This is a genomic window from Streptomyces sp. TLI_146, from assembly GCF_002846415.1.
Taxonomy (GTDB): Bacteria; Actinomycetota; Actinomycetes; order Streptomycetales; family Streptomycetaceae; genus Streptomyces.
In genome coordinates, this window is sequence record NZ_PJMX01000001.1 from 5,073,437 (window position 1) to 5,086,695 (window position 13,259).

General features: G+C 71.6%; 6 protein-coding genes. 2 read left to right on the forward strand and 4 right to left on the reverse strand.

What is annotated here, in order from left to right; translation table 11 throughout:
* The first annotated feature begins 497 nt into the window (after positions 1–497).
* Positions 498–4,496, forward strand: a complete 3,999-nt coding sequence (locus BX283_RS22780) for an AAA family ATPase (protein ID WP_101389379.1) — start codon at positions 498–500, stop codon at positions 4,494–4,496.
* Between the two features lie 322 nt (positions 4,497–4,818).
* Here the strand turns inward: BX283_RS22780 and BX283_RS22785 are convergent, their stop codons facing one another.
* From BX283_RS22785 to BX283_RS22800, 4 genes are all read right to left on the reverse strand, one after another.
* Positions 4,819–5,076, reverse strand: a complete 258-nt coding sequence (locus BX283_RS22785; protein ID WP_101389380.1) for a hypothetical protein — start codon at positions 5,074–5,076, stop codon at positions 4,819–4,821.
* Between the two features lie 71 nt (positions 5,077–5,147).
* Positions 5,148–9,437, reverse strand: coding sequence for a polymorphic toxin type 17 domain-containing protein (locus BX283_RS22790; protein WP_373979611.1), 4,290 nt, complete (start codon positions 9,435–9,437; stop codon positions 5,148–5,150).
* A gap of 41 nt (positions 9,438–9,478) precedes the next feature.
* Positions 9,479–9,856, reverse strand: coding sequence for a hypothetical protein (locus BX283_RS22795; protein ID WP_101389382.1), 378 nt, complete (start codon positions 9,854–9,856; stop codon positions 9,479–9,481).
* A gap of 191 nt (positions 9,857–10,047) precedes the next feature.
* The gene (locus BX283_RS22800) at positions 10,048–11,559 is read right to left on the reverse strand and encodes an FAD-binding oxidoreductase (RefSeq protein ID WP_180357231.1); all 1,512 of its coding nucleotides are present in this window, start codon (positions 11,557–11,559) and stop codon (positions 10,048–10,050) included.
* Between the two features lie 252 nt (positions 11,560–11,811).
* Between BX283_RS22800 and BX283_RS22805 the strand changes: the two genes are divergently transcribed.
* Positions 11,812–13,242 (forward strand): PLP-dependent aminotransferase family protein, encoded by a 1,431-nt coding sequence (locus BX283_RS22805; RefSeq protein ID WP_101389384.1) that lies wholly within the window; start codon positions 11,812–11,814, stop codon positions 13,240–13,242.
* Positions 13,243–13,259 lie beyond the last annotated feature (17 nt).

Genomic DNA, 13,259 nt, shown 5'->3' on the forward strand with positions numbered 1-13,259 from the left:
TCCCCTGAGAGAACGACCTCTTCCGCTTGGGCTGCGCAAGCCCCCCTGTAGCCGACCGAAGCATTCACAGCTGACCGCATGGGTCCGGCGCCAGTCCCTCCCCTGTTGGGACCGGTGCCGGACCACACGGTCGGCGTCGATCCGTGCCGGGTATGTGGCACGGATCAAGGGATGCCGGACCCGTGGTTGACGCACCGGCCGTCCGCATACGGCTGGCTTCACGGATCCCTGTTGCTCACGCGGCGAGGCCGTCGCCGTACGTTTCGTGACTCCGAATCGAAGCTGACCGAGAACGTGCGGCATCATGAGCTGTCTCGTCGAGCGCCGGGCCGGTGGCCTGTCTGGGCTTCGCCCGGTCGGTGCGCTACTGCGTCGAGATCCTGCCAGCCGAGGCTCCCGCCGAGGAGGCCCTGGCATCGATTCCACGGCTTAACCGCAGGTCAGCCGTATAGGGTGAGTTTTCCGGTCCGGATGTCCTGGCGCGGGGGAAGTAAGGAGTGGAGACCTTGAGTTCCGACTCAGGGGCACGCACAGCCTTCGCGGAACGTCTCGCGCTGCTGTACACGGAGGCCGGCAATCCGCCCCTCAAGCGCGTGGCCGAGGCCGTCGTCCGGCTTCAGCGGGTCGACGAGCGAGGGCGGCCCGTGCGGGTGTCCGCCCAGCGGATCAGCGACTGGCGACGGGCCCGGAACGTGCCTGCCCACTTCGCCGCCCTCGCCGTGGTGCTGCACGTCCTGATCCCCGAGGCGCGGCGCTCGCGGCCCGCGCCCGTGTCGCCGGGCCTGTACGACATGGCGCACTGGCAGCGCCTCTGGGAGCGCGCGGTCGCCGACCCGGTCGGCGACCGCCCCGCGTCACCCGAGGAGGAGGAACGGCCCCCGGCCGAAGCGGGGACCGTCCCCGGTGGCGTGTGCCCGTACCGGGGCCTGGCTTCGTACCGTCCACAGGACGCCCGGTGGTTCTTCGGCCGGGAGCGGAGCAGGGACGCCCTCGTCGCCCAGCTGCGCGCGGCGGAGAAGACGGGCGGCCTGGTCATGCTCGTGGGCGCCTCCGGAGCGGGAAAGTCCTCCCTGCTGAACGCCGGGCTGGTGCCCGCGTTGCGGGACGGCACTCCGTGCGAGGAGGGAGGCCGGACGAGGGAGGTGCTCCAGCTCGTACCGGGAAGCGACCCTCTCGCGGAGCTGACCCGCCGGATACCCGATCTCGCACCCGTGATCTCCGACGCGGGGGAGCCCGGCACTCCGGGGTTCGCGCACGCGGTGAGGGAAGCCGTCACGGCATGGGCGCGCCGTGAGACCTCTTCGCCCACCTCTCCGGTCGTCATCGTCGATCAGTTCGAGGAGACGTTCACCCTCTGCTCCGACGAGGCGAGTCGGCGCACCTTCGTCCAGCTCCTCCACGCCGCCTGCACGCCGGACGACCCGGGCGCCGCCGCCCCCATGCTCGTCGTCCTCGGCATCCGCGCCGACTTCTACGAGCGGTGCCTCGCGTATCCCGAACTGGCCGACGCCCTCCAGCACCGCCACATGGTGCTCGGGCCCCTCACCACCGCGGAGCTGCGCGAGGCGGTGACCGGCCCGGCCAAGGCGGTGGGCATGGAGCTCGAACCGGGCCTGGCGGAGCTGATCGTCCGGGAAGTCAGTGCGGACGGGCCCCGCGGGGTGCACGACGCGGGCGCGCTGCCGCTCCTCTCCCACGCCCTCCTCGCCACCTGGCAGCGGCGGAAGGCGGGCAAGCTGACGCTGGCCGGCTATCGCGCGGCGGGCGGAATCCAGGGAGCGGTGGCGGCGACGGCCGAGCGCGCCTGGTCGAGCCTCGACCCGGCGGCCCGTACGGCCGCGAGACTGCTCCTGCTCAGGCTGGTCAGACTGAGCGAGGACACCCAGGCCACCCGCAGGCGGGGGACGCGGCGCCAGCTGGCGGAGGAGTCGACGGACCCCGGCAGGACGGAGGAGTCGCTCGAAGCGCTCGTTCGCGCCCGGTTGGTGACGCTCGACGCGGAGACCGTGGAGATCACCCATGAGGCGCTGCTCCACGCCTGGCCGCGGCTGCGCGACTGGATCGACGAGGACAGAAGCGACAATCTGCTGCGCCAGCGGCTGGAGGAGGACGGCCGGGCCTGGGAGGACTCGAAGCGCGACACCGCGCTGCTCTACCGGGGTTCTCGGCTGGAACAGGCCCATACCTGGGCGAAGTCCGCCGGTGACACCTTCCTCACCCGCAGCGCCGTGGAGTTCCTGGCCGCTTCCGTCAGGCTGCGCAAGCGCACGGTCTGGCTCAGCCGCAGTGCGATATCCGCTCTGGTCGTGCTGGCGATCCTGGCTGTCTGTGCGGCGTGGGTCGCACGGGAGCAGCGGGACGACGCCGTGTTCGAGCAGGTGGTCGCCGAGGCCGATCGTGCCCAGCACACGGACCCCTCGCTGTCCGCTCAGCTCGCCTTGGTGGCACACCACCTGCGGCCGCACGACAAGGGCGCGAACAACCGGCTGATCTCGATCGTGAACGCCCCGCTGGCCACTCCGCTCCTCGGCCACACCGGAGCCGTCTACCTCACGTCGTTCAGCCCGAACGGCCGGATCCTGGCGACCGCCAGCTACGACCGGACCGTGCGGCTGTGGGACGTGGCGGACCCGTCCCGGCCCAAGCAGCTGGGCACCCCCCTCACCGGCCACACGAGCTGGGTGAGCAGCGCGGTCTTCAGCCCGGACGGCAGCACCCTGGCCAGTGCCTCGGACGACGGAACGATCCGGCTGTGGGACGTACGGAATCCGAGCCGCCCGCAGCCGCTCGGCGCCCCCCTGACCGGTCATGGCGGCACGATCTACCTCCTCGCCTTCCGGCCGGACGGGCACACCCTGGCCTCCGCCAGTGAAGATCGCACTGTTCGGCTGTGGGACGTGGCCGACCCGGCCCGGCCGAAAGCGCTCGGCGCCCTGACCGGCCCCACCGCCGCCGCGCGCTGCGTGGCGTTCAGCCGGGACGGGCGGACGCTGGCGGCGGGTGGCGACGACGGCTCGATCAGGCTGTGGGACACGGCGGATCCGCTCAGGCCCGTCCCGCTCGACACGGCGCTGACCGGCCACACGGGCACGGTGCACTCCGTGGCCTTCAGCCCCGACGGCCGCACCCTCGCCAGCGGCGGCGCGGACGACACCATCCGGCTCTGGAACGCGGCCGACCCACGTCACGCCACATCGCTCGGCACACCGCTCGCCGGCCACACCGGCCCCATCTGGTCGGTGGCCTTCAGCCCCGACGGCACCAAGCTCGGCGCCGCCAGCGCGGACAGTACGGCGAGCCTGTGGAACGTCAGCGATCCGGCCTACCCGTCGCAGGTCGGCGAGCCTCTGGCCGGGAGCAGCGGCGAGATGTACGCCCTGGGCTTCAGCCCCGACGGCCGGACCCTCGCCACCGGGAGCGGTGACAGCAAGGTCCGTCTGTGGTCGATACCGACGTCGGACATGATCGGCCGCATCGGGGCGTTCCGCCCGGACGGCCGGGTGCTCGCCACGGCCGCGCGCGACCACCGGGTCCGGCTGTGGAACGTGGAGGCTCCCAACCGGCCCGTGTCGCTGGGCGAACCCTTCACGCCGGGGGACGGTGATGTGCGTTCGCTGGCGTTCTCCCCCGACGGCCGCACCCTCGCGGTGCTGATGAGGAACCGCGCCGTGCAGCTGTGGAACGTCACCGACCCGGCCCGGCCCCGCCCCTACGGGGCGCCCGTCGCGCTGCGCACCCGGTTCTCGGGCCCCGACGCGCTGGCGTTCAGCCCCGACGGGCGCACGCTGGCGACCGCCTACGACGACCGCACGATCCAGCTGTGGAACGTCGGCGACCCGGCCCGGCCGCACCCGCTCGGCACGCCGCTCTCCGGCCACAAGGGCTACGTCAACTCCCTCGTCTTCGGCCCGGACGGCCGCACCCTCGCCAGCGGCAGCGCGGACGGCACCATCCGGCTGTGGGACGTGGCCGACCCGCGCCGCGTCCCTCCGCTCGGCACGCCCCTGACGGGACACCTCGGTCCCATCAACGCGCTGTCCTACAGCCCGGACGGCCGTACGCTGGCCAGCGGCAGCGACGACGACACGGTCCGCCTCTGGAACATCACCGACCCGCTCAAGGCGGCCCGGCTGGGCTCACCCCTCACCGGACACACCGAAGCGGTGGTGTCCCTGACGTTCAGCCAGGACGGCCGCACCCTGGCGAGCGGAGGCAACGACAACGCGGTCCGGCTCTGGAACGTCGCCCGTCCGTCCGAGGCCACTCCCATCGGTAAGTCGATGAGCCCCAACGCCAAGACGGGAAACTTCCTGTCGTTCAGCCCCAACAGTCACATGCTCGGAGTGTCGAGCGGCAGCGATACGGTCCGGCTGTGGAACTTGGACGCCGATGAGGCCATCAGCCGTATTTGCTCGACCACTCGGGGTGTCCTGACGCCGGATAAATGGCATGAGAATCTACCTCGGCTGTCGTACTCGCCTCCTTGCGACCAGTAACCGCGCGATGTGATCCCGATCACAAGTCGCTGTTGACGTGGAGCAGGCCATTCCCGCAGCGCAAGCAGGGTTGTTAGGGTTGGCTACAGCCCGATCGCTGGTGCATCCCCCGTCGCCAGCGGTCGGGCGCTTCTGTGTCCTGGGGGAATTGCGGAGGCTTTTCGGTGCGGCGGATCGGCGGATAACTGGCCCACACCAAGGCAATAGCCGGGCATAACGCGGTCGGGCCCGGCTCGCTTGTGGGCGGTACGCGGTGGCTTCCGTGGAGAACGCCTGGAACTCGGTGTCCCAGGCGGCCTCGACGTATTTCAGCGGCAACCGGTCAGTAGTAGTCCTCGTGCTTCCGGTCCCGCCCCGTGGGGGTCAGCTCCTCGCGTTCGAACTGCACCGTGTAGTCGTAGTCGTCCACCATGACCGCGTAGGCCGGGGGGACCGCCGGGTCGCGGGGTTCCGTGATGCCGAGGATCGCGCCCAGGCGGCCCGCCAGTTCCGGACGGCGGGGGGAGTGGGTGATGCGCACTTCGGCGTAGAAGTGGAACGCGTCCTCTTGGGGCTGTTCGGTCTGCTCGGTCTGTTCCATGGCGGTCGGTCCGTTTCCTGCTGTCTCGGCGGCTGCGACGCCGTCCACTGTCTCAGTTGGCCCACCGGGGCTCACTTGTGGGTGATCTCGCCGTCCAGCGACACGTTCAGATGGCTGCCGTCGCGGCTCAGCCAGCCCAGCTGGGCCTTGCCCTTCTTGCTCAGCTGGACGTCCCACTCGAACGGCTGGCCCGCGGTGCGCGACGGTCCCTTGATCCACTCATTACCGAAGCGGTCGATATAGCCCTTCCGCGTTCCTCGGGGCAGGCCCGAGTTCACGTTCACGTCCTGCGACGGTACGAACCGGATGCGGCCGGAGGTCGGCAGCTGGGCCTCCTTGATGAGGCCCTTCACACCCGTCCGGGGCTTCGACGTCGGCACCGGCTCGTCGCACGTCTTCAGACCCAGCGGGTCGATCATCGACAGCGGGGTGTCGACGTACCCGTGGTGGTTGGGCGCCGGATCGAGGCCGAGCGGGTCCGCCGACAGATAGCGGGCCGTCTCCGGGTCGTAGTAGCGGAAGTAGTTGTAGTGGAGGCCGGTTTCGGGGTCGGCGTACTGGCCCGGGAAGCGAAGGGGGCAGTCGGCCGAGGCCTCGTCCAGTCCGGTGGCGTGCTGGGCGCCCCACAGGACGGTGCGCCGCTGCCACGCCAACTCGCCGTCCGGCGCGACCAGTTCGGTGGGGGTGCCCGCCGTGTCGGTGATGACCGCGTGGAAGCGGACCGTGCGGTCGGCCGTGGTGTCCTCGGCCAGCGACGCCAGGAGGGACGTACCTCCGGTACGGACGAGAGGGCGGTGGCCGGTCTGCGTCAGGGGAGTGTGCGCACCGGGGGCGTAGTCCCAGGCGGTGACCCGGCCGTCGGGGGCGCTTTGCTCGGCGAGGCGGGTGTCGTCCCAGGCGAAGTCGGTGCGGTCGGCCGTCGAGCCGTCGTCGAGCAGCCGGTACTTGGCGATGCGGCGGCCCATCGGGTCGTACGCGTAGTGCCAGCGCTCCCCGTCGGGGGTCACCACCCCGGTGAGGCGGTCCTCGGGGCTCCAGGTGAAGGTCCAGCTCCGGCGCTGCCCGTTGAGGAGCTTGCGCGTGCGGCGGACCAGACGGCCCTGGGCGTCGTGCTCGTACGCCGTGCTCCCGGACCGGCGGATCAGGGTGCCCTCGAACTCGCGCTCGTCCGCGGCTCCGGCGTCGACGCCCGCGGCCGGAGCAGCCGCACGCGTCAGGTTGCCCGCCGTGTCGTACGCGTACGCCTCGGTCCAGCCGTGGGCGCGAACGCCGGTCACCCGGCCGGCCGGGCTGGTGGTGAACCTCCTCGTCCCCGAACTCAGGTCGCGGATCTCGGTCAGATGGCCGTCGGCGCGGTAGGCGTACGTACGGTGCTGGAGGAGTCGGTCGGCCTGCTCCGAGCGGGCGGTGAGGGACTGGGAGGCCAGCCGGTTCCCGGCGTCCCAGGCCTGGTGCAGGGTGACCCCGTCGCCGATGCGGCGCGAGGTCTCGCGCCCGGCCGCGTCGTAGGCGAACGTCAACGTGCCCGCGTCCGAGGCCAGTTCCAGCGCGCGCCCGGTCGCGTCGTACGACCAGCGCGAGACCAGCCCTGACGGGGTGGTGCGGCGGACGAGCCGCTCGCCCGCGTCGTACTCGTACGTCGTGGTGCGGCCGTTCACCGTCTCGGCCGTCACCCGCCCGAGCGCGTCCCGGACGAAGGTGACCTCCGCGTCGGCGTTGACCGCGCGGATCAGATGGCCGGCCGGGTCGTAGGCGTAGGTCGTGGTCGCACCCGCGGTCTCGGGCCCGTCTGCCGCCTCGGTGCCGTCCTCGGTCGCGTCCGGCTGCGACCGCTGTTCGGTGATCCGGCCGAGCGGGTCCCGCGTGAAGTGCAGGGATTCCCCCGCACCGTTGGTGCGCGAGACCAGTTCGCCCGCCGCGTTGTACGTATACGTGAGGGTGCGGCCGTTGAAGTCGGTCTCCGCTGTCGGGCGGCCCGCCTCGTCGTAGGTGTAGGTCCAGGTCAGGCCCTGTGCGTTGGTGACGCCCGTGAGCCTGCGCTCGGTGTCGTGGGTGAAGGTGTACGTCGCGCCGTCGGCGGTGGTGTGGGTGGCCGGGACGTCGAACGGGGCGGGGGTGTGGTGGGTGGTGTGGCCCGCCTGGTCGGTGTGGGTGAGGGGGTTGCCCTCGGCGTCCCAGGTCCACGACTCGCTCGTGCCGTCCGGGTGCTCGCGGCGGGCGGGCCTGCCCTCGGTGGTCCAGGTGGTGCGGGTGGTGTGGCCGAGGGGGTCGGTGACCTCGGTCGGGCGGCCGAAGGGGTCGCGGCGGACGGTCGTGGTCCGGCCGAGCTCGTCGGTGATCGCGGCGGGAAGCCCTGCCGGGTCCGGGGTGATGTGCCGTGTGCCGCCGAGGGCGTCGGTGACGGCGACCAGATGGCCCGACCCGTCGTAGGCGTGGGTGGTCAGCGCGCCCAGCGGGTCGGTGGTGGTGAGGAGGTTGCCGAGCTCGTCGTAGGTGTGGTGCCAGGTGGCCCCGCCCGGTTCGACCACCTCGACGGGCTGGCCCAGCCGGTTGTAGGCGGCGCGGGCCACCGAGCCGTCGGGCAGGGTGAGTTCGGTCAGGTTGCCGCGGTCGTCGTAGCCGTACCGGGTGGTGCGGCCGAGGGGGTCGGTGCTGGTGAGCGGGTTGTCGCCGCGCTCGTCCCACTGCGTGCGGGTGGTGTGGCCGAGCGCGTCGGTCTCCTCGACGACCAGGCCCTCCGCGTTGTAGCGGTGGGTGGAGGAGTGCCCCAGCGAGTCGGTGTACGTCGTCGTCCGGGCCGCCTCGTCGTAGGTGAGGGTGCCGGAGAGGATGCCGTCGACGCCGTCGGTGCGCACGACCCGGCCGCGCGCGTCGTACACGTACGAGAACCACGTGCCGTTGCGGTCCGTCCAGCGGGTCATCCGGCCCTGGCCGTCGTACGCGAACGTCAGGGGCTCGCCGGAGGAGTTGATCACCTCGGTGAGGTTGCCCGCCTTGTCGTACCCGTAGCGCATCACCACCGTGCCCGCGTCCGGGGGGAGGTGGCCGGTGTAGCGGTCGGGGGCCTGGTCGAGCAGGCGCAGGGCGGTGATGCGGGGGCCGTGGGAGTCGACCGCGAGGTAGTAGCCGCCGGAGTGGCGGATGCCCTCGGGGACGCCGCCCGCGTTGCGCTCGACGTCCACGCGCGCGCCGTTGCGGTCCTGCCAGGCGTCGATGGGGAGGTGGAAGACGCCGGGGGTGGCGGAGTTGAGCGGGGTGCTGAAGGAGCGGACCACTCCGGTGGCCGGGTCGGTGATGGTCATCACGCCGTCCGGCTTGCCGTCCCACTCCAGCGGCCAGCGCGGGCCCTTGACCGGCAGCACCGGCTCGCCGGGCGTCGGCACCGGGTAGACCAGGCGCATCCCGTCCGCGCCCGCGAAGACGACGCCCTCGCCGTCGATCTGGACGCACTCGTCCAGGGTGGAGATCCAGGTCGGGCCGAAGCACACCCCGCCCCGGTACGAGGACAGATGCGTGCGCTCGAAGACGAAGGGCAGCGACGCGGGCAGCGACAGGTCGGTCTGCGCCATCAGCATCGCCCCGGTCGCCACGTCGATCGGCTCGCCCACGCACCGGGTGCGCTCGCAGTTGCGGGCGGCGGGGCCGAGTTCGACCAGGTCGGGGCGGAGGGAGGGCGGGCGCAGCATGAAGGGTGTGGGGTTGGTGAAGGCGCCTTCGACGCCCGCCTTCAGCACGCCGCTTCCCGCTCCCAGCGCGCCGCCGAAGATCATGCCGTCCTTGGCGGCCTGGTTGACCTCGTCGAGGCTGAAGCCGTCCTGCAGACCGGTGGAGATCTTCAGGGGCTGGGCCACGGCCAGGTCGACGGTGACCGACTCGATGCCGCCGAAGGCGGCCGCCACCAGCGTGCCCGCCGCGATCTCCGCCACCGTGGTGGAGACCGCGACGCCGAGGGTGGCGCCCATCTCGATGATCACGTCGGCGGCCGCCACCGCGGCCCCCGAGGCGAGGCCCGCGGTGAAGAAGGCCAGGGCGATCCCGCCCGCGATCACCGCCGCGTCGATGCCGATCTGCGTCCACAGCTTGGTGATCGCGTCGTCCACCGCGTCCGCGAACTTCTCCAGCCCCTCCGCCATCTTCCGCGAGGACTTGGACAGGTCGCTGAGCCAGCCCGCGTCCTTGCCCTTCGCGTACCGCTCCCAGAAGGTGGTGAAGGTCGCGATCGCCTCACCCTGGTTGTTGTGGATGAGCGAGTTCGCCGTGTTGTTCACGGGGGTGCGGACGTCGTCGACCGCGTCCGCGAAGTCGCGCCAGGCCTTCGCCGCGTGCCGCAGGGTGCCCGAGTTGGCGTCCGGCCACCACATGCCCAGCTTGAGCAGGATCTTCTTGGCCTCGTCCTCCAGGCTCACTCGGCACCGTCCTGGGGCTGGTCCTGGGGCTTGTCCTGGCCCTTGTCCTGGGGCTTCACCTTCGCGAACATCCCGGCGATCAACTCGTCGTTGTCGACGTGCCCGTCGGACATGTCGATCATGGCTTCGTGGATGCTGGTCAGCCCGAGCACCAGGATCCCGGCACCCCGCTCGATCGCCTTCTGCTGTGGCTCGTAAGCATCCCCGAACGCCTTGCCCTGCTCGTCGTCGCCCCACGGCTTGCCGAAGCCGTCCAGCGCCTTGACCAGGTTCGTCAGCGCGGTGCTGAGGTTCTTCGCCTGTTCGTGGAAGACCGGTGCCGACAGCTTCAGATCAGCCGTCTTGATGTCCAGAACCTTGCCGTCGTCGCCCACCCGGGCACCTTCCCCCGTCGTTCCCGCATGCGCCCTTGTCCTCCGCGCATGCCGCCCCTCGACCGTAGGAGGCCAGGGTCATGAGATCGCAAAGCGGAGGTTGTGGCTACGTAACGAAGGGCCGGGTCGGATGAGTTCCGACCCGGCCCTTACGGGTGAAAACGCGCTCAGTCAGTTGATGTGACGTAACGTCAGTCGATGCCCTGCGCGAACGAGAACACGCCGTAGGGGTCGTACTTCGACTTCACGTAGGACAGGCGGTCGTAGTTCTCGCCGTAGTACGCCGTGCGCCAGTCCGTCAGGGCCGGGTCGATGAAGTTCTGGTACGACTCGCCCTTCGAGACCGGGTCCACCGCGGCGAAGCCGTTGTCGACGAAGCGCTGGCCCGAGGCGAGCTGGTCGCCGGAGAGGATGCCGAAGGCGAACGTGTAGTACGACATCAGCAGCGTGCTGTCGCGGTGGACGTACGCCGTCGAGGTGCGCGAGACCTTGTTCGCGGCGCCGCCGAGCGCCATGATCTCGAACTTGTGGAAGTGGCCGGCCGTGCGCTCGGTGTCGAAGACGCTGACCAGCCGCGCCCACTCGGTCTCCGAGGGCGACCGGCTCAGCAGCCGGCCGCGGCCCAGGACGTGGCCGAACGGGGCGAGCTTGCCGTTCTCCGGGTCCCAGGTGTTGTTGTGGCACTGCTGCTGCGAGTACGTACCGCAGCCGAAGATCTTCATCATCGCGGACTTGTAGGTGTCCGTGTAGACGTTCTGCTGGATCGGCGCCGCGCCCGTCAGGGCGATCAGACGGGCGATCTCGGTGTCGAACTCCGCGCGCGTGCCGATCGAGGTGACGAGCAGCGTCACCAGAGGGGCGTTGCCCGCCGCCGAGTCGAACAGGTCGATGTTGGAGCGGCTGCCGAACGTGGTCGGCGCGCTCTCCAGCCACTGGGTGAGGCCGTGCATCGCGCCGACCGCGTGGTCGTACGTGAACAGCAGCTCGGCCACGTTCAGGTTCGGCACGGCGGTCGGGGTGACCGTGTACTGGGTCACGATGCCGAAGTTGCCGCCGCCGCCGCCGCGGATCGCCCAGTACAGGTCGGGGTTGGAGGTCGGGGACGCGGTGACCTGGCGGCCGCTGGCGAGGACGACCTTCGCCGAGGTCACCTTGTCAGCGCCGAGCCCGTGCTGGCGGGTGAGCAGGCCGACGCCGCCGCCCTGGAGGAAGCCGCCGAGCGCGACCGTCGGGAACATGCCGCCGGGGATCGCCAGGCCGCTCGCGCCGAGGCCGTTGACGACGTCCACCAGCTGCGTACCGCCGCCGACGGTCGCCGTGCCGGAGCCCGCCGTCACCGCGTTCAGCTTCGAGACGTCGATGATCAGGCCCTCGGTGGTCGAGTAGCCGCCGCCGCTGTGGCCGCCGCTGCGGGCCGTCACCGGGATGTCGTGGTACTCGGCGAAGATCAGGCTGGTCGTCACGTCGTTGGCGTTCGCCGCGTACACGACGGCCTGCGGATTGGTGAGGCTGTACTGGCCGTACTCGACGGTCTTGGCCGCCGTGTACGAGGAGTCCGACGGCAGCACCAGTCGGCCCGTCAGATTCGCGCGCAACCGGTCCCATTGGCCGGTGGTCGTGGCGGTGGCACTGGTGAACCCCGACAGGGACAGGGCCGCGGCCCCGGCCCCCGCCATCCCGATGAACGACCTGCGATTGATCATGCCTTGCTCTCCCCTGTAAGCCTCGTTTGAGCGCCGAGCGGTCGGCATCCTGCCACGGATGCCGTTCGGCGGGTGGGGCAGTTGGCCAGTACGGCTCGGCCTCGACTGTCACTCAAGTCCCGCTGGAGCTGGGCAAGTTCACGAACCGGAACGTGCGCCGCCGCGTTCAAGTGTGGAGCTTGACGTGGTCCGCGAGCTTGTCCGCGCCCCCTAGGCTGAGCGCCTGGAGACCACGTAAAAGGCGGGTGTTTCATGGCGGACTCATGGGTCAATTCCGCGGAGCGGATCGGTGCCGACCTCCATGTGGAACTGGCCGGATCCGGCAGTCGGCGGGCCGCGCTCATCCGCGCGCTGCGCGCCGCCGTCCAGGACGGGCGGCTCGCGCCCGGCACCCGGCTGCCCCCGTACCGCTCGCTCGCCGCCGATCTGGGCCTGGCCCGCAACACCGTCGCCGACGCGTACGCCGAGCTCGTCGCCGAGGGCTGGCTGACCGCACGCCAGGGCTCGGGCACCCGGGTCGCGACGCGCGCCGAGCCCGTACGGGCCGCGCGCGTGCCCAAGAAGGTGCCGCGCCGGGCCACCGCCCCGGCACACAACCTGATGCAGGGCCAGCCGGACGCCGGATCGTTTCCGCGCGGCGCCTGGCTGTCGGCCGCCCGCCGCGCGCTCAACGCGGCCCCCAACGAGGCCTTCGGGCCCGGCGATCCGCAGGGCCGCGTCGAGCTGCGCCGGGCCCTCGCCGGGTATCTGGCGCGGGTGCGGGGCGTACGGACCGCGCCCGAGCGGATCGTGGTCTGCTCCGGCTTCGCGCACGCCCTGCGGCTGCTCTTCGGCGGCCAGGTGCTGCGCGGCCCGCTCGCCGTGGAGTCGTACGGCCTCGCCTTCCACCGCTCCCTGCTCGCGGCGGAAGGCGTGCGGACCGTGCCGGTCGGACTCGACGAGCGGGGCGCGACGGTGGCGGAGCTGACGGAGGAGGCGGCGCTCAAGGGCGTACGGGCCGCGCTGCTCACGCCCGCCCACCAGTTCCCGACCGGCGGCCCGCTGCACCCGGAGCGCCGCGCGGCCGTCGTCGACTGGGCGCGCGCCCGGGGCCGGGTGATCCTGGAGGACGACTACGACGGCGAGTTCCGCTACGACCGGGAGCCGGTCGGGGCGGTCCAGGGGCTCGACCCCGAGCGGGTCGTCTACATCGGCTCGGTCAGCAAGAGCCTGTCCCCGGCGGTGCGGCTGGGCTGGATGGTGCTGCCCGAGCAGCTCGTCGACCCGGTGCTCGCGGCCAAGGGCCGGCGCGAGGCGTGGGCGAGCGTCCTGGACCAGCTGACCCTCGCGGACCTGATCGAGAGCGGCGCCTACGACCGTCATGTGCGGCGGATGCGGCAGCGCTACCGGGGCCGCCGCGACCAGCTCCTCGCCGCCCTCGACGAGCACGCCCCGCACATCACGGCGGCCGGGATCGCGGCCGGGCTGCACGCCGTGCTGCGGCTGCCGCCGGGCACCGAGCGGGCGGTCCTGAAGGCCGCGGCCTGGCAGGGGATCGCGCTCGACGGACTGGCCGCCTACCGCCACCCGGACGCGACCATGCCGGGCCAGGACGGCCTGGTCGTCGGCTATGCGACCCCGCCGGACCACGCCTATCAGGCGGCCCTGGACGCCTTGTGCCGGGCGCTGCCGCCGGCGCCGTGAGGCCCGGGGCTTCGAGG

Excerpts from the sequence above, each read along its gene's own strand:
- BX283_RS22785 (WP_101389380.1), bottom strand. The coding sequence starts at position 5,076 with ATGGAACAGACCGAGCAGACCGAACAGCCCCAAGAGGACGCGTTCCAC.
- BX283_RS22790 (WP_373979611.1), bottom strand. The coding sequence starts at position 9,437 with ATGTGGTGGCCGGACGCCAACTCGGGCACCCTGCGGCACGCGGCGAAG.
- BX283_RS22800 (WP_180357231.1), bottom strand. The coding sequence starts at position 11,559 with ATGATCAATCGCAGGTCGTTCATCGGGATGGCGGGGGCCGGGGCCGCG.
- BX283_RS22805 (WP_101389384.1), top strand. The coding sequence starts at position 11,812 with ATGGCGGACTCATGGGTCAATTCCGCGGAGCGGATCGGTGCCGACCTC.